Origin of the sequence: uncultured Gimesia sp., from assembly GCF_963976445.1 — a bacterium.
In the GTDB taxonomy this organism is placed as follows: Bacteria; Planctomycetota; Planctomycetia; order Planctomycetales; family Planctomycetaceae; genus Gimesia.
This window is the reverse complement of record NZ_CAXBKP010000013.1, coordinates 126,631-146,778: the sequence shown is the minus strand read 5'-3', so window position 1 is coordinate 146,778 and position 20,148 is coordinate 126,631. Positions and strand designations below refer to the sequence as shown.

The window sequence follows — 20,148 nt, the reverse complement described above, 5'->3', positions numbered from 1 at the left end:
CCATATCACCGGGCCTGCTCTTGTGGACCGTTTTTGTCTTGTTTTTGTCAGGTTAATGCACATGAATATTTTAATGGACGCGGAGCCACAGGTTGCTCCAGATAAAATCGCTGTCGAAACGGAAAAAGTCGTCTCCTCTGCGAATAATCAGACAGCCCAGTCGATCTCATTCCGCCAATGCCTGGGTAGTGCCAGACGGCCATTAAAAGTTCGCCCGCGCAATTCGGGGTGTTCGTGGAACAGCGTTCTTTCGAAAATTCAAGCGAATTCTCCAACAACAACAGAGGCTCTGATTCAGGTGCCCCAGAGTCAAAACAACCAGAGTCAAAATAACCAGGGAGAAAACAAATCGTTCGAACGCCGCGAATTTCCGCGACACACCAGCGAAGCCATTGTCCTGGCTTTCAGTAAGGACGAACAAAGTCTTTCCGGCGCAGGAGACCATCCTGGGGCAAAGGGATATGCCATCAATGTCAGTCAGAACGGGCTTTCATTCGCATCTCGTTCCGAGTTTCCCTTGCGGGATGAACTGCAACTGCATGTGGAAGATCAGCGCGTGAAATTTGCGCTGGACGTCACCGCTTCGGTAGTCCGTGCAACACCACTTGACGATGAATTCTGGCGGATTGATTGCAAACTCATCGCTCCGTTAACCGATCAACAGGTTGCTCTGTTGAAAGAACACGTCCCTTCCTGCTACGCCGGCTAAGCTCGAAAACTGCCTTAAAAGGCTACATTCCCTGTGGTGGAACGCCCAATGATTTTCCACCATCAATGCGAAGGGCCGTTCCGGTCACCATTAAAGAGTCCTTACTGGCCAGATAACAGATGGCAGAAGCAACTTCGTCTGGATCGATCATTCTGTTGTTAGCTGCAGCGATGGGGCTGGCACGAATCATTGATTGTATCAGCCCATCCGGGTCGTCTGCGTTGGCGATGTCACTATTCATCATGCCGGTTTCACCTACCGGTCCGGGGCAGACACAGTTGATCCGGATGTTGTCCTTGCCATGACACAGCCCCAGGCTTTCGGTCAGCGCTACAACAGCATGTTTGCTGATCGAGTAAACAGGGTCATGCGCGCGAGGCAGCAGGCCGGCATTGCTGGCAGTATTGACAATGGCGCCACCGCCTGTCGCAAGCATATATTTTATCGCATGCTTACAGCCTAAAAATGTGCCTTTGAGATTGGTGTCGATGCAGGCGTCCCACTCGGCTTCCGTGACCTGATGGATCTGTTTGACTAACCCAATGCCAGCGTTGTTGACCAGAATATCGATCCGACCATATTGATTGACCGCCTGTTCGATCAAAGCCTGAACCTGCGATTCCTGTCGCACATCACAAACCACTTCCGTGATTTCCAGGCGAGTAAAGGTTTCCCTGTTCTCTTCAAGGTGGTGTAAGTCGCCGGCAAAAACATGGGCACCCGCTTCGGCCATCATGATCGCGGTGGCACGTCCGATACCATTACCGGCCCCGGTAATGATGACGACTTGATCCTGGAAATGGTATTGGTTTGTCATGTCTTCTTATCTGGTTATCTGGATGAAAAAGGATAATTTGTATCCATGTGTATATACGCTAGGTGTTTTTCAGCCCTGATTAAGGGCCTCTGCCAAAGCTGCGATGGTCCCCCAGCCATGGGGATCAACCTTAAGTCTTTTCATATTGTTACTTTATGCGACACTTACTGGTAGTATAGCTATAAACGTTACATCTGACTTGCTTGATATTTAGATGGGAAATTATGCAAAATTGAGTACGCTTTTATGAACAAATTCGTATAAAATATTGATATTCTTTGAGACTGACTTCGAATGTTTTGTCTTTTCAGGAAGTTAATACAGTAGCGAGGCAATTTTCTTTTCGCAATTTGTCTGAGAGAGAGTTGCCGATAGAGAATATTACAGGGAGTTCATCCTGTCATTTTTCAATACAGTGGAGAACACAGTGGAGAACACAGTGGAGAACATGAAAATGCGTCGTTTTTCTAAACAACTTTGTGTTGTTTTTACATTTGTGATCTGTGCGGGTTCCCTGGTGTCCTTCGTGGGCGCCGCGCCTCCGGAAAGCAGGGCGAAGTCATTTTCTACCGGTGCACTGGATCCTTTCGTTGACTACATCAATCAGCGCGTTCGTCAAGGTTGGGAAGACAATGAAGTAGAGGCCTCTCCTGTCGCTTCTGATGAAGAGTGGCTGCGTCGGGTACATCTGGATATCATTGGCCAAATCCCTTCCACAGAAATAATCGAGCAATTTATCAAGGATCGTGATCCTGCGAAGCGATCAAAAATCATTGATAAACTGTTGGATGACCCTGCTTATGTGCAGAACTTTACAAACGTATGGACGAATTTGCTTATTGGTCGCCGTACTCCTCGACGCGTAAGCCGCAACGGGATGCAGAAGTTTCTGCGGGAAGTATTTACGAAGAATCGCCCTTGGGACGAAGTTGTACAGGATATCGTGACTGCGGAAGGGCACTTTGAAGAAAATGGTGCCGTTAATTATCTGCTGGCTCAAATGCAGAATAATGATGAAGCAGTTCAGGTTACTGCAGCAACCACACGTCTGTTTCTGGGGATCCAGGTACAATGCACGCAGTGCCATAACCATCCCTTTAATGACTGGAAACAGAATCAGTTCTGGGAATACAACAGTTTCTTCCGTCAGATGCGACGTGTGAACCACCGTAAGACAGACCCCAAAACAGGGCGTCAGGTGGATGATTATTCTGAAGTGATTGCGACCGGTTTTAATGGACCTGTCTATTATGAAAAACGTTCCGGACTAATGCAGGTTGCCTATCCGATTTTCGAAAACATGAAAGTCGATCCGGCAAGCGGCGTAGAACGCCGTAAAGAGCTCTCCAAATTGATCGTTCAGGGGGAAAAACCTCTGATTGCAACAGCGATTGTAAACCGTATGTGGGGCTATTTTATGGGATATGGATTTACCCGTCCCGTGGATGATATGGGGCCGCATAACCCTTCATCCCACCCGGAATTGCTGGCTAAAATGGCCGAAGAACTGGTCAAGAAAAAATACGACTTGAAGCAACTGGCACGTTGGATCTGTAATAGTGAAGCATACAATCTGACCAGTCAGTACGGTCGCAAGAATGAAATGGACAGTCCTGAGCGAGGAGAAACCCCTCTCTTCTCTCATATGTATGTGAAGAACATGACTGCCGAGCAGCTCTATGATTCGTTAATCGTAGCGACTGGTGCTCACAAGTCAGGGCGGTCCAACTGGGAACAAGCTGAGGAACAACGTCGACGATGGATGCGTCAATTTATGGTCGCATTTGATAACGATTCCGGCGACGATTCCACAACGTTCAACGGAACGATTCCACAAGCACTAATGATGATGAATGGCGAGTTGACGAAAAATGCCATTAGTGCGGATCGCGGGAGTTACCTGAATCAACTGTTACTGGAAAAAGGAAACGACCAGGCTAAGATTCGCAAAATGTTTATAGCCACATTAAGTCGATATCCTGATCGTCGTGAAATCAACAGTGCTCAGAAATTGATTGGCGGTTCGCGGGACAAATTATCCGCGTACCAGGACCTCTACTGGGCATTACTGAATTCAAATGAGTTTGTCTTCAACCATTAAACTGAAACAACGTATCGCATCGCGATCTTTTTACAAACAATTTTCATCACTATAGAACCAAAAGAGGGCATTCGTTATGACTATTCTCAATCCTTACGGAATGACACGTCGGCACTTCATGAAGCATGTCGCTGGTGCAGCGACAGCAATTCCTACGATGCATTTTCTGTCTCATCTGGAAGCGAATGCAACTCAGGTTAAGAAACAGCAGAAAGCCTGTATTCTGATTTGGATGGCTGGTGGCCCGCCAACAATTGATATCTGGGACCTCAAGCCTGGCTCCAAGAATGGGGGCGAGTTCAAACCGATCAGCACTCAAGGAGATATGCAGATTTCTGAGCATATGCCTAAGACGGCTCAGATTATGGGCGATCTCTCATTGATTCGCTCGATGAGCACGCGTGAAGCCGACCATGCTCGTGGGACATACTACATGCACTCGGCTTATGTGCCTAATCCCACCGTAGTTCACCCCACATTTGGTTCGGTCGCCAGCTATGAGCTGGGCTCTCGCCGCAAAGAACTGGATATCCCGTCGTTCATTTCGATTGGTGGTAGCCGGGGAAGTGCCGGATTCCTGGGAATGTCGCATTCGCCGTTTGTTGTGTCCAGCAATGGAACCATTCAAAACGCAGAAGTGAACACAGCAGAACAACAGCGGTTAGGTCAACGACTCGACATGCTGCAGGTTTTGGAGTCAGGATTCATTAAATCGAAACGAGGTGAATCTGCGAACTCTCATAAAGATATCTATAAGAAAGCTGTGAACCTGATGACTTCCAAACAAATGGAAGCATTCAAAGTGGATCAGGAACCAGCAGCTTTGAAAGAAGCTTATGGAACCGGAAACTTTGGTCAGGGATTATTGCTGGCTCGACGTCTGGTTGAAGTCGGCGTGCCGTTTATTGAAGTTTCTGCTTCAGTCGGCAGCTGGGACTTGCACCAGGGTGTATTTGATACCTTGAAGAATCAGAATCTGCCTCAGTTGGACATGGGCATTTCAGCACTCGTCGCAGACCTGAAACAGCGTGCGATGCTGGACGACGTGACCATCGTCTGTATGGGTGAGTTCGGCCGAACTCCTCGTATTAACCAGAACGTAGGCCGTGATCACTGGGCTGCCAGCTGGACTGCCATGGTTGGTGGTGGCGGACTCAAAAATGGTCAGGCGGTCGGTAAAACTGACAGCGATGGAATCGGCATCGAAGGCAAGAGCTATCTGCCTGGCGACCTGTGGGCAACAGTCGCTCACTCACTGGGCATTCCATTGGATATCGTACATACATCCAAACGCGGTCGTCCCATGAAGCTGGCGAATGGCGGAACTCCGATTAAGGAATTGATTGGCTAATCCTGAGATTCAGCCAGTGAAATTGACAAGCCATAAAACAGCGGACGCTCGAAGAGGGTGCTTCCGCTGTTTTACTGTCGACCATGTTATAGCCGACGATGAAAGAAATTAGTGCAGACCCACTTTGACGAAACGAATTGGAATTACTTTGACAAGTTCGACCGATCAACCTGTTTACCCAGATACAGAAACAGATGAGGGACGTGAATTTATAGCGTTGTTTACCCAAAATCAGCGACGCATTTATTTATACATCCTCTCCATGATTCCACATCCGCTGGAAGCAGAGGAGATTCTGCAAAATACAAACTTGATCATCTGGAAAAAAGCACAACAGTTTGAAGTGGGCACGAATTTTTTTGCCTGGGCGTGTCAAATTTCACATTATGAGATTTTGAAATTCCGAAAAAAACGAGGCCGCGATAAGCATCAATTCAGTGACGAGTTTGTCTCTCAGGTCGCTGAGGCGGTACAAGAAAATCAGGATGTCTTTGAGTTACGTCGCAACGCCTTAACATTCTGTCTGAGCAAATTACGCAAAAAAGATCGAGAACTGATCCAGAGACGTTACCAGGGAACGAACCAGGGTAAGGATCTGGCAGATGAATTAGGCCGCCCGGCAAATTCTGTTTATCAATCGCTAGGGCGTGTCAGACGCACTTTGTTTGAATGTATTAATCGTTATATCGCAACAGAGTCCTATAGTCATGAGTAAGAAAGAAGTCGAAATCGCTGAGCTTTCTTTGCTGATGGAAGCATTGTGCGAGGAAAGTCTGTCTGCGAAGGAAAGCACCAGACTGGAGGAGATTGTTCTTTCTGATCCGGATGCGATGCAATTCTATCTGAATTATTCACACCTGCACGGCACCTTACACTGGGATCAAGCCTTAGGTTCTGACGCGATGATTCCTGTTGCATCTGCTGTGGATGAAGAAATTGCTGCAGAAGAAGCCGTCGAAGAAGGGGAAGTCACTGTAGCCGAGACGGTCCCCCTCCCGAGAATGTCGCGCAAAAATCGCTGGGTCGCGGGGATCACTTCTGCCTGCCTGCTGGTCGCATTCATGCTCGTGTTAAATTCATGGCTGCAAAAAGGCGATGCACCTGGTCTGGCTGAAAATCCTTTACACCAGAACCAAACCCCCGAAGGGACCAATGGTGCTTCAGAGAACCTGGTTGACACTCCCTCAAAACATACTCGTTCAATTCAAGTCAAACCATTCCAGCATCCCATGTTGCGTCCCGGTCAGGGAGGCTCCCCTAAATCACTCAACGACCGTCCTTTAATTGCCGCCAAGCCGAAACAATTAGCCCCGGTCGAAGAATTACCGTCTGGTGCTTCTGATGAATCCATCATCACGTTCATTAATCATCGGATTCATGATGGTTGGGCCGCCGCGAATATTTCCCCTTCGCCCTCTGCTACCGACGAGGAATGGGTCCGGCGCGTTTATCTGGATGTCATTGGACGTATTCCGACCGCTACCGAAGCAGAACAGTTTTTGAAATCCAAGCAGCCAGATAAACACCAGCAACTGGTGAAACAGTTAACCGAAAATCCGACCTATGTGACAAACTGGTCAACAATCTGGACACGTTTACTCATTGGTCGGTCTATGTCTCGCGAGATTAATCGCCGCGCGTTGCAGGACTTTCTGGTTCAAAGCTTTGCAGAAAACCGTCCCTGGAGTGATGTTGTTTATGATCTGGTTTCTGCGGAAGGGGATGCGGATACGAACGGTGCCACCAACTTTTTACTGGCACATTTGAATAATCAAGCCGTGCCCGCGACCGCGATTACCACACGACTGTTTCTGGGAACACAAATTCAATGTACCCAATGCCATAACCACCCTTTCAATGATGCCACGCAGAGCCAGTTCTGGGAAATCAACAGTTTCTTCAAGCAGACCAAAGTGGTTCGCAAACAAAACATGGGAGAGCAAGGCGAAAAGAAAGCTCCAAAACTGGCATTAGTTTCTCTTTCCAAAGGGGGAACCACGTTTTATGAGACGCGGCAAGGCTTGATGCAGCCCGCTTATCCAAAATTTGCAGGAGTGAAAATCCCCTATGGTCCCGGAGTGAATCGGCGTCAGGAACTGGCACGATTAATGACATCTGGTGAAAATAATCAATTGGCTCGTGCAATGGTCAATCGGATGTGGGCTCACTTCTTTGGTTATGGATTCACTCGACCAGTCGATGACATGGGCTTTCATAATTCCCCTACGCATCCCGAGTTACTGGACCAGTTGTCTCATCAGTTTGTCGACAGCGGCTATGATATTAAGCAACTGATTCAATGGATCTGCCTGTCGGATGCGTATCGGCTCAGCAGTCGTTTTCTGGATGAAAACGTGACAGACAATCCCGAGGATGGCAGCACTCCGAACTTCAGTCGTATGTATGTCAAGCAGATGACCGCAGAGCAGCTTTATGATTCGCTCCAGGTTACAGCAAAGCCGTCGCAGATCGTCACCAACTACTCGACGGCCTGGAACAAAATGCAGAAACGCGATCAATGGTTGCAGCAATTTGTCTATACGCTGGAGAATGAAGAAAACGACGAAACCACAACCTTCGATGGTACGATCACGCAGGCGTTGTTAATGATGAATGGTCCTCTGGTGAAACAGAGTCTGGATTTGAAACAAGATGGAAGCATTTTGACACAGGCACTCAAAGAACGCAGCCCGGATGCCAGAATCAGGAAGCTAAGTTTGGCCGCGTTGACACGTTATCCCACTTCACGTGAGCTGACAGAACTGAAGCGTCTGGTGAAGGAACGTACTAAATTTCTGACTGCCCGAAATGTGCCGCTTCCATCAGCAGTCCAGCAAAGCTACCAGGATGTCTATTGGGCTTATCTCAACTCTAATGAATTTATCCTGATTCATTGATCGATCTAACACCGCTTGCGATTTCAATATCGAATTGCTATAGGTAGTTTCTACTTACGCATTCTTCGTTCGCATTTCCGGCGATTCAGTAAAGGATTCTGATGACCGATCTCTTGTTTAATAAAGTTGCTGTTGTCACCGGCGCCAGTAGTGGCATTGGTCGTTCTATTGCGGAGCATTATCTAAACGAGGGAGCAAAAGTGGTTGTCTTTGCCAGAAGGAGCGAACCACTGGAAGAGCTGGAAGCACGTTTTCCCGCACGGACTCTGGTCGTGGATGGTGACGTCACTAGTGAAACGGATCTGAAGCGACTGGCAGACGCAACAGCGCGCCGGTTCGGCCGTGTCGATATTCTTGTTCCCAATGCGGGAATGGCACGTGTGATTCCAATTGAAGATTCAACGCGTGATGCCATCAAGGAAACATTCGATGTGAATTTTCATGGTGCGTTGCAGACCGTACGAACTTTTTTGCCGGATTTGAATCAAGGGTCTGCCGTCATTTTTATCACCACCTTTCTGACCCAGGTCGGCTTTCCCGGCCTGGCAGCCTATTCTGCTTCGAAAGCTGCTTTGAAATCATTGGCCCAGACGCTGGCGGCGGAATTAGGGCCTCGTGGAATTCGCGTGAATTCAATTGCCCCGGGACCAATCGCAACGCCCCTCTGGAGCAGTGTGGGGCTGAATGAAGAACAACTCAACAGCGTTGCAGAAACAGTGACCAGCCGATTGATTCCTCAAGCCTTTGGGAAACCGGAAGAGATTGCAGAAGTCGCCGTCTTTCTGGCGTCAGATGCCGCCCAGAATATTTTCGGACAGGAAATCGTTGTCGACGGCGGTTACACGATCGGCTAAAGTTTTAGCTCCGCATGCAATCATTCATACTAGAGATGCGATCGACAAACTCATTCAGCGTTTTTTCCTGCTTTTCTGTCAGTAAGACACACAATTCACAGCCGGTCGAATATTTCCCGGACTGTTCTTGCTCTTGCCAGACAACTTTTGCAGTCGAATTAAAGAGGTGCTTGCCTGAGTTATGGACTTGCACAAGCAGCGACTCGCCGATGGAAAGCGGCAGATCCAATCGAATGCGAATACCATTTGATGATACATCATACAGAGTACCATTGATGGGAGCTTGGCCAGTAGAGCTGCCAGATCTCAATAAACTGACTTCTGTTTCGACTTTAATTCGTTGATATTGGCGTCGCTCGTTTCCGGAACGTCGGCTTGTTGAATTTCTTCGGTCAGTCATGGGCGCTGCCTGTCTTGTTTGGCTAGGCGAATATTTCATCAACTGTGCAGAAATGAGGGGAACGACTTACCCTGCAGGTCAAGTATAGACCAGAATATCGCAGACTTCGTGAGAGAGTTGCAGAATATCAGAGGATTTTCCTGACAGGTCCGCCTGTATCAACTTTATGCTTTGACCGGCTTAAACAAGGGCAGGACTTCGTTCAAATTGTCTTGTTCACACAAGAGAATGACGGTATCACCTGCCTGAATCTGATCATCAGCACCGGGCACCCGAACACAATCTTCTTTGACAACAGCGGCAATCAGTGCCTGTTTCAGTTTGATGTCTTTTAATAACGCTTGAGTGATGGGGGTATTCTTCCGAACTTCAAGTTCGAGGATTGCCGAATTCCCTCCGCCAATTTCCGAGTGGCTGATAATGGGGCCTGAGTGGACCATGCCCATAATCTGCCGCGTAATGACTTCGCGTGGGCTGACTGCAACATCGATACCCAGTTTTGTCAGTACATTGGCATAATCGGGACGCCGCACAATACTTAAAATGCGGCTGGCTCCGAGTTCCCTGGCTTCGACACCACACACAATATTGTCTTCATCTCGACCGGTTGCAGCGATAAATACATCAGATTTGCCAACGCGGGCCTCTTCCATTTCCGTTCGCCTGGTTGCATCGGCGTGCAGGACTGTTGTGGAATCGAGGTGCCTTGAAAGAAATTCACAGCGAACGGGATCCGTTTCGAGAATCGTAACCGAGTATTCTTTTTTCTGCAAAATCCGTGCGAGATTAAAGCCAATATTTCCACCGCCGGCAATGATCACACGAAATTTCACGGCTCGTTTGTGTTGAAACATGCGGTGCACTTTATCGATATGTTCCTGTGTACCGATCAGCGTTACGATTTGCCCTGCCTTGATGACGTTGTCAGCGCCGGCGATGAATGTATTCACACCGTCTGAAATCAGACCAACACGAACGCCACTGGGGAGACTCAGGTTCCGCAATAACATTCCATCTGCTTTGACGCCCTTTTGCACATCCAGGACCTGAATGACAACTTCCCCCCGCGCGAAGTTTTCCACCGCGAATAAGCCGGGTTCGCCGATTTGCTTGGCCAGTTCGAGAGCCGTCAAATATTCCAGGCTCAATAAGCGGTCGATATTGAAATGACGTTGATAGTCGAACGTACTCAGGTTTAAATACGCATGATTAAATACACGGGCAACACAGCGGCGCGCGCCCATTGCTTTAGCGAGGCTGGCACCAACCATATTGACTTCATCCTGACTGGTTACAGCCAGGCAAAGATCTGCCCCGAGTACGCCGGCTTGAAACAAGATGGCTGAATCACAGGCTGAGCCGCAGATCGTCTGCACGTCGACTCGTTCCTCAACCAGTTCCAAAGCACTGCGAGATTTGTCGATAATGGTGACATTATGTTGCTCGGCACAAAGTGTGTCGGCCACAAAAGTACCAACCGTTCCAGCCCCCATAATTACAATATTCATAGTTTACTCTATAGAAAACTGATTTCAGTTTGATGGTTTGAATTCGCTCATCAGCTGCTGGCGCTGCGATAGCTGTTTAAAGACCAGTTGAAGATGTAGCGGGAAATAAATAACAACGCCAGTGTGACTGAAACAGACACGAGCGTGATCCAGGAAGGTACCAAAGCTTTCGATAATAACTGTCGCGCCGGAACCGTCACTACAAGCAAAATCGGGATCACATACGAGAATGCAAATCGCAGTAGCTCACCTGTCGGAGAACCGCTGTAAATACTCCGTGGATAGCGGGCGAATACCGTAATATAAAACCAGAAATCATACAGCCCCTGATTGCGCCCAAACCAGATACTGCTGCTGGCTAACGCAATCATTAAACTATAAAAGAAGGCGACCCCAACCCCCAACAGCAGACAATACATGAAAATTTGGCCTACGCCCTGGCAGCAGATCAGCAGCAGAGTCAGCCATTGTCCTGAGTGGATTAGATTTTGTAGCGCGAGAATCCCCAGATCAATATGTGCGATTTGCGACATCGAATAGAACAAGAGTGCGCCCGCCAGGAGCACCTGATTCAGCATTGCCACATTGACCTTCTCAAAGGAAACAAGAAACTGAGTGTCGATCGGCTTCAACAGCACAAAATCCAGGTTTCCATTTCGTATCAATTCACTGAAATTGGCACAGTTGGGCATGAAAAACGTTTCCACGATGGCATTGATCAGCATCCCGGTAGCCATAAAGGCAAAATATTCCTCACGGGTCCAGTCATTGATCGTATTCACATTGCGATAAATAATATCAAACAGGATCAACTGAGCCGCAAACCAGAATCCGCGCGTGACAATGGTAATGATCAAGTTGCCTCGAAACGTCATTTCACGAATCAGGGAATTGCGCAAGAACGTCAGCCAGACACGCCCATATTGAGGCCGGGTAGAATTTTCCATTTCAGGAAGCACTTTCTGTACGATCTTGGAATTCTCTCACTGATAGTTTTATCGAATCACGCATCAGCATTTTATTCGATTTGCCTTGCCTTGTCTTCTCTGACTGCCCCACCAGAAAAAGAAACTGATATAGTATGTTAAATTATCTCGAATAAGGAGTTTGTGAAGAATGTGCCCGTAGTGCCTCTCACGGAAACAAATTAGACGGACTTCGAAATGTGAAGTAAAAAACACTGATATTTCTGAGGGAAAAAAGCCTTGCCTCTGTTTGGCGTGTAAACTTGAGGTAAGTGTTTCCTAATAGATTTGCTGAACCTGAGGTGTGATCAATGAATTCAAATGTTTTTTTCTCCAATAATGTTCTTCAGCTCTGTCGCGTGATCGTGGTGGCAGTATTGATCAATTTTACAGGAGGCAGCCTCGGCCAGTTTGCTCATGCTCAAAATGATCCATTTTCTTCGGATGCTGAGCGGGCGAAAATGACGCCGGAGCAACAGGAAGCAGCGGCTCAGGAATTATTAAAAGGCGTGCAAAAGCTGGTTCTTTCACAACAACAACGAATTGCGCGAAAAGTGATTCGACTCTATCCCAAATCAGAATCTGCAAAAGTCGCCAAGTTGCTTCTGGAAGAATACGAGCGTTTTTCTCAGCTGAAAGAAGAGGAACAGCAGGCAGATATCGAGTGGCTCGACCAAGTGAGAAACCACTGGTTCAAAGAGCGAAGCCCGGTACATAATTCCTGTTTCTTTACCATTCTGGAAGGGACGCAAAAGTCGGCAACCACGGTCATCAACAAATCGAATTCGCCCGTTTTGTATGAGTTGAAAGGCCCTTCCATGCCTTGGAATGGTCCATTCCGTCTGCGTATTGGTGAATCGCACAAATTCTATTATTCTGCCCAGGTTCGTTTCTTTTCCGACCAGGGAGTTGTGGTAAAAAATTTGGCGCCAGGCCAGACGCTCCAATTAAACGAAAAAAACACTCTACATATCAAATAAAAAAACGCCCCCTTGTTTTTTGTGCATTATCTCACACACTACAAGGTTTTTTTTTTGATTCTGCCGACAGAGCTCTGGCTGTAAACTGTTTAAAGATAGCAGCTTAATACCTGTTAAAAAACTTACTTGCTCCAATTCCTCTAAGACGGTATTCACCTTTTCCCTTCTTAAACATCTCGCTATACTCCGTCCGCTCATCTTATTCACATCCTGTGAATCTGCCTCTCTCAATCTCTCCGTTCAGATTTTCTGATCTTCTCACACATAATATATTCGCAGCATATTTTTGCTGACGTTCACAATAAGGAGCCTCACCAGTGAGGTTATTTATTCCATTAATCATACAACGCACTCTGTTGGGGCTTTTGTTATGCGCTTATTGCGGAGACTTAAGTGCACAACAGGCTTCAGGCAGCAATCCTTTTATGGCACCATCGCCCTATAGTGGTCGTCAGGAAAGTCAGAGTTTGCAGCCAGCAAGTCAGGCACAGGTTTATCTGGAACAACAATATTCCAACCAACAACAAAAACGAGTGCAATTGGGATCGCCTTTACATCAAACCGATCCCGGCTGGAAGCAGGATCTTACTCAGAGCTTGCCTCCTCTTTATTCTCAAAACCGTGCTCAGACACGCCGCGGCCAATCCGGTTCGATTCGGCAGGTAGGCGCGACACAGACAGATTACCCCTCGGCCTTTGAGGCGTTTTCAGACGATCAGGAGTATCCGGAGCTGGAAACAAGGTCTGTTTCTGAGGAAGATTACGCCGAGTCCATCGACGAACTCTGTGGTGGAAACTGCTGGGGTTGGACGGTCTTGCCGACCGATCTGCTTTATACGTCTTATTTAGCAGGTCCTAAGGAGCCGAGAATGGGTCTGGCGGTTCTGAATGAAAAAGACATCGGCTGGCAGATGGAACTGGAAGCAGGAGCGCGCGTCGGAATTTTGCGTTATGGTACAATGGATGACGATAATGTTCTGGCAGGCTGGCAGCTTGATATCGAAGGAGCGGGTCCGCCTCGACTGAACATTGAAGAAGACCTTGATCTGGATGCCGCCGATTTTCGGGTCGGTGTTCCATTAACCTGGAGGCAGGGCGCCTATCAGGCTAAGTTCGCTTATTATCATACCAGCGCCCATGTTGGTGATGAGTATCTCAAACGGCATCCCGGTTTTCAAAGAATCAATTACGTACGTGATGCCTTTGTGTTGGGCGGAGGGTATTTTGTCGATCCGGACTTGCGGCTGTACGCCGAAATTGGTTACGCATTCAATACAGACGGGGGAGCAAAACCCTGGGAATTACAATTTGGTGCTGAATTCAGTCCGGCCGAGCATTCTGGAATCTATGGTGCTCCATTCTGGGCCATCAATGGATATTTGCGTGAGGAAGTGAACTGGGGCGGTAATGTGAACTTCATGTTTGGCTGGCAGTGGCGCGGCGATCGAAATAATCATCTGCTCCGCATCGGTTTTCAATACTTGGACGGAAAAACCATGCAATACTCGTTCTACCAGAATTCCGAACGAATGGTGGGCTTTGGTACCTGGTATGACTTCTAACCTACTCGCCATCTCTACACACTCTGCTATAATGTCGGTTTACGATTCATATTCAGTAAACAGTTGTTGTGGAGCGAAAGAGAGCAGATGGCGGGAGGAAAAGTCTATTTAGTCGGCGCTGGTCCTGGGGACCCCGGTTTAATTACCATCAAAGGGGTCGAGTGTCTCAAACAGGCAGATTTAATTCTGTATGATGGACTTGTCAATCCACTGCTGCTGCACCACGTTTCTTCGGAAATCGAACGCACCTGCCGTGTTGCCGAAGGATGTAATAATCGTCGCGTCTTACAACAGGACGAAATCAATCAGCGTTTGATTGACGCCGCCCGTGAAGGAAAGACCGTCGTTCGACTAAAAGGGGGCGACCCTTTTATTTTCGGTCGAGGCAGCGAAGAAGCGGTGGCGCTACGCAATGCCGGCATCGACTTTGAAGTGGTTCCCGGAATTACCGCCGCCACGGCTGCCGCCGGCTATGCCGGTATCTCTGTCACACACCGGGCTCACGCTTCCGCTGTCGCGCTGATCACCGGGCATGAAGACCCCAGCAAAGCGGATTCGGCATTAGATTACAATGTATTGGCGAAGTTTCCCGGCACACTCGTGTTTTATATGGGCCTGCATAAAATCGAACGCATCGTGTCTTCGTTAATTCAGGCCGGAAAATCAGCAGACACGCCTGCCGCTGTTATCAGCCGCGGAACCACGCCTTTTCAGAAAACGGTTCAAAGCGATCTTGCCCATTTGCCGGAAGCAGTTCGAGAAGCGAACCTGGTCGCGCCATCGCTGATTGTCATTGGAGAGTGTGTTTCCCTGCGCGATCAAATTGCCTGGTTTGATCAAAAACCATTATTTGGACTGCGAATCGGGATCACCCGCCCCTGGGAACAGTCAGAAGCAGAGATTCAACGCGCGATCAAGCTGGGAGCACAACCGGTTCTTTTACCAACGATTGAAATCAGCGCCCCCGCAGACTGGAAGCCCGTCGATGATGCGATTGCACGGCTGGAAGAATATCAGTGGCTCGTTTTTACGAGTGCCAACGGCGTGCAATATTTCCTGAATCGATTATGGGAGACCGGCTTTGATGCCAGAAAATTGGCGCATCTGAAACTTGCCACAATAGGTCCATCCACTGCTGAAACTTTGAACGCCTGGCACTTACGCGCGGATGTCATTCCCCCACACTATCGAGCAGAAGAGTTGGCGGCAGTACTGAAACCGTTGGTGAGTCAGCAAAAAATTCTCTGGGCAGGCGCGAATCGGGGGCGTGAAGTATTACAGACCGAATTAGCCGAAGTCTCTGCCACCGTGGATAAAATTGTCGCGTATGAAAATCATGATGTGACCGCCTGGGATCCGGAAAGTGTCCAGTTACTGGAATCAGGCGAATTGGACTGGGTCGGTTTAAGTAGCCCTTCGATTGCGCGAAATTTTCACCGCCTGTTACCTGAAAAAGCACGTGAGCAGATCGGAAACACGATCAAGCTGGCCAGTATCAGCCCCGTCACGACCCAGGCAGCGGAGGAAGTCGGCTTGAAAATCAACGCCGAGGCAGACGAGTATACCTGGGAAGGGATTTTCGCTGCGATTCTGAAGCAGGAAGCGGCTTGCTAATTCTCAACCGGCGCTGTTGAAAACCGCAAATCGGACAAAAAGGTTGCTATTGACCTGAATTGAAAGATTTACGATATTGCCCACCTATGAAAACAGGGTGCGGGTTTTGACTGGTCATTGTGGTGCCAGATTCACTTGCGCGACACTTTTATTTACAGTGTTTTAAGAATTACTGATCTCATTGTTAAGCCAGGGAAGGCTATTCGGATGCGATTATTCAAACGTGGACTCACTTATCTGACCATTGCCGGCTATGTGGGAATTTTAATGTTTGGCATCTTGAGCCATACATTTACCTATCAGACAGGCCGGCATCCCGCCATGTACTACATTGTCTGGGATATGTTTTGTGGCTGGTCAGCGTATTCAATTCGCACCCATATTATTGGTGAAGGAATCAGTGGGAAATATTACGAATTGTCGCCAGGCCCCTGGGGAGATTTCAAGCCTTACGGTGATTTGGGACGGCGTCATTACGATACAACCGGTGATGCCTGGATGAGAATTGCCATGAACACACTCGATAAGACCGAACACGAACCGATGCTTCGCATTTTATGTATCGAAGAAGCGTGGTGTAAGAAGTATAACCTGCCCGATGTGGTCTGGGATCAGCGTTATGATCAGCCTAAAGATTTTCAAAATTATTATCGTTTAAGAAAAGTCATCACGCCTGAAGGCGTCGTCGCGCAAACGTATGTGCCTTGGCTGACCAGACAACGATATCTTCAGATTAATGATAACCCTCGACTGATCGCCGACATGAGCCGTGCGCGTCCTTTTTTTGCTGCGACCGTGGGTAGCCGCGTTGAGCCTCCCAGCCCGCAACATGACCCTGACGTTCCGATTCATTTGGCTTCCCCTGTCGGAAATTAACCCACACCATAGTCTGAGCAAGATCATTCCCGTTCACGGCATTTTGAGTCACAACATCAATCAGGAATTCAAGCATGGATGCTAAAGAAGTGATTCCCACACAAACTAATTCGATTCGTGATCGCTTCCAGCGTTTCTTTTTCGCAGAAGAAGTTCCCTACGGACTGGCCATTGTCCGGATGTTGCTTCCCCTCGTCTTATTGGGAACAGTATGCACCAGATGGCCTTACGCCCGTGAGTTGTTCTCGGCAGATGGCGCGCCGGCCCCTTTGGCAGAAATATTTCGATTTTATGACTTCTTACCGATTCTTCCAGGAACGATTGCCGTAGGATTATTTGCCGCGCTCGCATTTTTTCTGTTCTGCAGCACCATCGGCTGGATGACCCGGTTTTCCTTGATCGCTTCCGTAACGCTTTATACTTATTTCTGTTTCATGGATTGCATCAGCATGGCGACGAAGTATTCTGCCATCGCGTCCCATGTTTTGTTTCTACTTTCGCTGTCACGGTGTGGATCGATCTGGTCTGTTGACAGCTGGTTGAAAGGCCGAAAGGAAAATAAAGCACTGCCGCTCTATACAAAACAGGAACTACCTCGCTGTGAGATCTGGCCGCAGAGGCTGATGCAGATTTTGATCGCGCTGATCTATTTTGGCGCTGCCATCACAAAGTTCCACACACCCGGATATCTCGAAGGGGATCAGATCAGTTATTGGGCCATGTCACGTTATAATAATCCTCACCCTGTGGGTGAGTTTCTGACAATGTATCCCGTTCTGTTATCTGTGATGTCATACGTTGCCATCGTCTGGGAGCTCGTTTTTGTATTTGTAGTCTGGCGAAAGTGGGGACGCATTATTGCCCTGGCATTGGGAACCGCTTTCCATATTGGCACGACCTTTTCTCTGGGGCTGTACATTTTTCCGATGATTTCGATTTCGATCTATTTCTGCTTCCTGACCGAAAACGATGTGCAATGGATGTCTGCTCAATTTCGTCGGCTTGCTCGTCGTGAAGGATGGATCAAACAAACTGCTGCAAGCCTGCGAGCAGCTATTGAAAAGTATCGCCCCCAACCGGTTGCTGGCTGGAAATCTCCCACTGCCTGGGTGACTGGAATTGTGGCTGTGTTATTCCTCAGCATTTATGTCGAGCACCAACAAGATCCCTACGGCCTGCGGCGCCCTGAAGGCCGGATGTCTCTGCATGAAGTTGATCCGGAACTGATGGCAGAAATGCTGGCACCAGAGCAGACGATGCGACAGAAAGACAAATTCCTTTCTGTCGATACGGGAACCCTAATGGTGGGGGGCTGGCTGACCAATCGTAAATCCGAATTTATGATCGGAGAGATGATTCTCGTTCAATGTTGCCTGAATCCACCCCATGAAGACATCTGGATCGATTGCCACTTCTGTGAAGAAGACGGACGCATTGTTCATCGCAGTGGACAAATCGTAGTACGAGAGAATTTACGCAGTGCCTTCCAAATCTACCCACCTGAGGCTCTGGAACCAGGAAATTATTATGTTTCCATTAAATCGAAAGGCAAAGAAGTCTTGCGGCGATCCGTCACACTGCTTCCCAAACTTTCAGCGGTTGCAAATTAATTAAGAGCAGAAAATGCGGTCGCGTGGTGGTGATGCCTGCCTGTTTTGGCATTCAAAACTAACATATTGGAACAGCTTTGCTATTTTGCCATTGTTCGTTAATCGTCGTGATGGTGATGACCCGAAGCAGTACCTGATTATTTGAGCGACTCTGCTCGAACCGGTCATTCTTACTACTGATGTAGTATTTCCCTTTGCCGATACTCTGACTACGTACTCTCGATGTCTCAGAGATTTGCAAAGGACTGCAATGACGACTCCTATTCAATCTGCTTCTCGCCTGTTGAGCAATCATGCCCAACTAAAACGATATACCTTTGTGGATTTTATCGCTTCCTTTTTTTCCATCCTCTGTTTGTTGTGCTTCCTATCTGGCTGTTCCCATTTTGAACAATATACGGTGTCCGAAACGCAAAAACCGGATGCCCGAAAGTCGCTTGCTACAACACCCTCTGCTCGGAAAACAATCGTTGAAAGTCGTGCAGATGAATTTCAAGAAGAAATTCCCGTGCTGGAACTGGCAGACTCGAACGTGCCTGAATCCAACAGTCAGGATCACTCCTCTCTGATCACACGTGTCTCGCTCAAGGAAGCATTAGTGCCTCCCGCCCCCTCAGATAAACAGAGTGCGGCTTGGAATTCGGGAAAGAAAACGTATTCACTGGCTGAGCTGGAAGGGTTGGCGAGTCAATATAATCCCACCCTGTCTCAAGCATCTGCCGTTGTGGGAAAAGCCTGCGGCATTCAAACACAGGTCGGAAAACGGCCGAATCCCATCGTGGGCTATTTTGGCGATGAAATTGGCGATGGTGGCACAGCCGGTCGGCAAGGCGCTTATATCGCCCAGACCTTTGTGACTGCGGATAAACTTCGGCTCAATGAACTGGTGGCCGAAAAAGACGTACAGGAACGATCGTGGCAATATGAAGCCCAGCGGATGCGTGTCGAGAATGATGTCCGTTCCCGCTATTTCGAGACCTTAGGTGCGCAGCGACGAATTGAACTGGCGAATGAATTACTCCAGATTGCAGAAGATGGATTAAAAGTCAGTCAGCAGCTGTTTGAAGCACAACAGGCAAGCCGGGCAGATATTTTGCAATCGAAAATCCAATTGAACGAAGTACAGATTGTGCACCAGAATGCAGTCCTGGCACATGAAGCAGCGTGGAAGCGAATGGTGAGTGTCGTAGGAACTCCCCATTTGGAACGGGGGCGTTTAGCAGGAGATCTGAAACAGCAAGTCGCACCTGTTTCTGATTGGGACACGGTTTATCATGCGTTAATTTCTAACAGTCCGGAACTGCAGGCTGCCTACTATCGCGTTCAGCGAGCACAGTCTCAAATCGAACGACAGCAGGTACAAGCGAAACCAAACTTTCAGACGCAGGTTGGCATCGGACACGATTTTCAGACAGGGAGTGAAATCGTGAATGCACAGGTTGGCGTATTTTTGCCGATCTTCAATCGGAATGAAGGGAATATTAATCTTGCATCATCAGACTATCATCGTGCTTTGAATGATGTCGAACGGATCGAACTGATGTTACGGGATCGACTGGCAACCACGTATCAAAATCATCAGCAGGCCGCACAGCAGGTCGAAAAATACCAAAAAGACATTCTGCCTTCCGCGAAAGAAAATCTGGATCTGACCAATGAAGGATACCGTCAGGGAGAATTCGAATTTCTGCGCGTGCTGACAGCACGTCGTACGTTCTTTGAAACGACGCAGTCCTATGTCACTTCACTCATCGCATTGCGGCAAGCAGAGATCCAGATTTCTGGTCTGCTGCTCTCGGGTGGATTGAATGATGTGCCTGATATCAGCCAGGGTGCCGGTGGTACCAGCCAACGCGGACAGGCGTTGAATGGTCAATAAACGTGCCTGATTCTAGAGGATGATC

The 20,148-nt window shown here is 48.2% G+C and carries 16 protein-coding genes; 12 read left to right on the top strand and 4 right to left on the bottom strand.

Annotated features, from left to right (window positions below):
• Positions 1-61 precede the first annotated feature (61 nt).
• Complete coding sequence (locus tag AAC022_RS15780; RefSeq protein WP_339732459.1) at positions 62-709, top strand: PilZ domain-containing protein; 648 nt, start codon at positions 62-64, stop codon at positions 707-709.
• Between the two features lie 22 nt (positions 710-731).
• On the opposite strand, the gene AAC022_RS15775 is transcribed toward AAC022_RS15780, so the two are convergent.
• Positions 732-1,526, bottom strand: coding sequence for an SDR family oxidoreductase (locus AAC022_RS15775; protein WP_339732458.1), 795 nt, complete (start codon positions 1,524-1,526; stop codon positions 732-734).
• Between the two features lie 454 nt (positions 1,527-1,980).
• Between AAC022_RS15775 and AAC022_RS15770 the strand changes: the two genes are divergently transcribed.
• From AAC022_RS15770 to AAC022_RS15750, 5 genes are all read left to right on the top strand, one after another.
• Positions 1,981-3,627: a DUF1549 domain-containing protein gene (locus AAC022_RS15770; protein ID WP_339732457.1), complete on the top strand. Its 1,647-nt coding sequence runs from the start codon at positions 1,981-1,983 to the stop codon at positions 3,625-3,627.
• A 76-nt stretch (positions 3,628-3,703) separates the two neighbouring features.
• On the top strand, positions 3,704-4,978 hold the full coding sequence (locus tag AAC022_RS15765; RefSeq protein ID WP_339732455.1) for a DUF1501 domain-containing protein: 1,275 nt from the start codon (positions 3,704-3,706) through the stop codon (positions 4,976-4,978).
• A 124-nt stretch (positions 4,979-5,102) separates the two neighbouring features.
• Positions 5,103-5,693, top strand: a complete 591-nt coding sequence (locus AAC022_RS15760) for a sigma-70 family RNA polymerase sigma factor (RefSeq protein ID WP_339732454.1) — start codon at positions 5,103-5,105, stop codon at positions 5,691-5,693.
• A complete protein-coding gene (locus AAC022_RS15755; protein WP_339732451.1) occupies positions 5,686-7,875 on the top strand; it encodes a DUF1549 and DUF1553 domain-containing protein in 2,190 nt (729 codons plus the stop codon). The genes AAC022_RS15760 and AAC022_RS15755 overlap by 8 nt, the downstream gene beginning before the upstream one ends.
• Before the next feature lie 101 nt (positions 7,876-7,976).
• The gene (locus AAC022_RS15750; RefSeq protein WP_339732449.1) at positions 7,977-8,729 is read left to right on the top strand and encodes an SDR family oxidoreductase; all 753 of its coding nucleotides are present in this window, start codon (positions 7,977-7,979) and stop codon (positions 8,727-8,729) included.
• A 4-nt stretch (positions 8,730-8,733) separates the two neighbouring features.
• Here AAC022_RS15750 and AAC022_RS15745 read toward each other — a convergent pair whose 3' ends face one another.
• The 3 genes from AAC022_RS15745 to AAC022_RS15735 form a co-directional block, all read right to left on the bottom strand.
• Positions 8,734-9,129: a PilZ domain-containing protein gene (locus AAC022_RS15745; RefSeq protein WP_339732446.1), complete on the bottom strand. Its 396-nt coding sequence runs from the start codon at positions 9,127-9,129 to the stop codon at positions 8,734-8,736.
• 164 nt (positions 9,130-9,293) lie between these two features.
• On the bottom strand, positions 9,294-10,637 hold the full coding sequence (trkA, locus tag AAC022_RS15740; protein WP_339732444.1) for a Trk system potassium transporter TrkA: 1,344 nt from the start codon (positions 10,635-10,637) through the stop codon (positions 9,294-9,296).
• A gap of 50 nt (positions 10,638-10,687) precedes the next feature.
• Positions 10,688-11,584, bottom strand: coding sequence for an ABC-2 family transporter protein (locus AAC022_RS15735; RefSeq protein WP_339732442.1), 897 nt, complete (start codon positions 11,582-11,584; stop codon positions 10,688-10,690).
• A gap of 329 nt (positions 11,585-11,913) precedes the next feature.
• Between AAC022_RS15735 and AAC022_RS15730 the strand changes: the two genes are divergently transcribed.
• From AAC022_RS15730 to AAC022_RS15705, 6 genes are all read left to right on the top strand, one after another.
• Positions 11,914-12,582, top strand: a complete 669-nt coding sequence (locus AAC022_RS15730; protein WP_339732440.1) for a hypothetical protein — start codon at positions 11,914-11,916, stop codon at positions 12,580-12,582.
• 425 nt (positions 12,583-13,007) lie between these two features.
• A complete protein-coding gene (locus AAC022_RS15725) occupies positions 13,008-14,144 on the top strand; it encodes a DUF1207 domain-containing protein (protein ID WP_339732438.1) in 1,137 nt (378 codons plus the stop codon).
• Positions 14,145-14,231: 87 nt separating this feature from the next.
• Entirely contained in the window at positions 14,232-15,758 is a 1,527-nt protein-coding gene (gene cobA, locus AAC022_RS15720; protein ID WP_339732436.1) for a uroporphyrinogen-III C-methyltransferase, read from the top strand.
• A 207-nt stretch (positions 15,759-15,965) separates the two neighbouring features.
• Positions 15,966-16,634 (top strand): hypothetical protein, encoded by a 669-nt coding sequence (locus AAC022_RS15715; protein ID WP_339732434.1) that lies wholly within the window; start codon positions 15,966-15,968, stop codon positions 16,632-16,634.
• 74 nt (positions 16,635-16,708) lie between these two features.
• Positions 16,709-18,244: an HTTM domain-containing protein gene (locus AAC022_RS15710; RefSeq protein WP_339732433.1), complete on the top strand. Its 1,536-nt coding sequence runs from the start codon at positions 16,709-16,711 to the stop codon at positions 18,242-18,244.
• Between the two features lie 400 nt (positions 18,245-18,644).
• Entirely contained in the window at positions 18,645-20,123 is a 1,479-nt protein-coding gene (locus tag AAC022_RS15705; RefSeq protein WP_339732431.1) for a TolC family protein, read from the top strand.
• The last annotated feature ends 25 nt before the right edge of the window (positions 20,124-20,148 follow it).

Excerpts from the sequence above, each read along its gene's own strand:
- AAC022_RS15780 (WP_339732459.1), top strand. The coding sequence starts at position 62 with ATGAATATTTTAATGGACGCGGAGCCACAGGTTGCTCCAGATAAAATC.
- AAC022_RS15775 (WP_339732458.1), bottom strand. The coding sequence starts at position 1,526 with ATGACAAACCAATACCATTTCCAGGATCAAGTCGTCATCATTACCGGG.
- AAC022_RS15770 (WP_339732457.1), top strand. The coding sequence starts at position 1,981 with ATGCGTCGTTTTTCTAAACAACTTTGTGTTGTTTTTACATTTGTGATC.
- AAC022_RS15765 (WP_339732455.1), top strand. The coding sequence starts at position 3,704 with ATGACTATTCTCAATCCTTACGGAATGACACGTCGGCACTTCATGAAG.
- AAC022_RS15755 (WP_339732451.1), top strand. The coding sequence starts at position 5,686 with ATGAGTAAGAAAGAAGTCGAAATCGCTGAGCTTTCTTTGCTGATGGAA.
- AAC022_RS15750 (WP_339732449.1), top strand. The coding sequence starts at position 7,977 with ATGACCGATCTCTTGTTTAATAAAGTTGCTGTTGTCACCGGCGCCAGT.
- AAC022_RS15745 (WP_339732446.1), bottom strand. The coding sequence starts at position 9,129 with ATGACTGACCGAAGAAATTCAACAAGCCGACGTTCCGGAAACGAGCGA.
- trkA (WP_339732444.1), bottom strand. The coding sequence starts at position 10,637 with ATGAATATTGTAATTATGGGGGCTGGAACGGTTGGTACTTTTGTGGCC.
- AAC022_RS15735 (WP_339732442.1), bottom strand. The coding sequence starts at position 11,584 with ATGGAAAATTCTACCCGGCCTCAATATGGGCGTGTCTGGCTGACGTTC.
- AAC022_RS15730 (WP_339732440.1), top strand. The coding sequence starts at position 11,914 with ATGAATTCAAATGTTTTTTTCTCCAATAATGTTCTTCAGCTCTGTCGC.
- AAC022_RS15725 (WP_339732438.1), top strand. The coding sequence starts at position 13,008 with ATGGCACCATCGCCCTATAGTGGTCGTCAGGAAAGTCAGAGTTTGCAG.
- cobA (WP_339732436.1), top strand. The coding sequence starts at position 14,232 with ATGGCGGGAGGAAAAGTCTATTTAGTCGGCGCTGGTCCTGGGGACCCC.
- AAC022_RS15715 (WP_339732434.1), top strand. The coding sequence starts at position 15,966 with ATGCGATTATTCAAACGTGGACTCACTTATCTGACCATTGCCGGCTAT.
- AAC022_RS15710 (WP_339732433.1), top strand. The coding sequence starts at position 16,709 with ATGGATGCTAAAGAAGTGATTCCCACACAAACTAATTCGATTCGTGAT.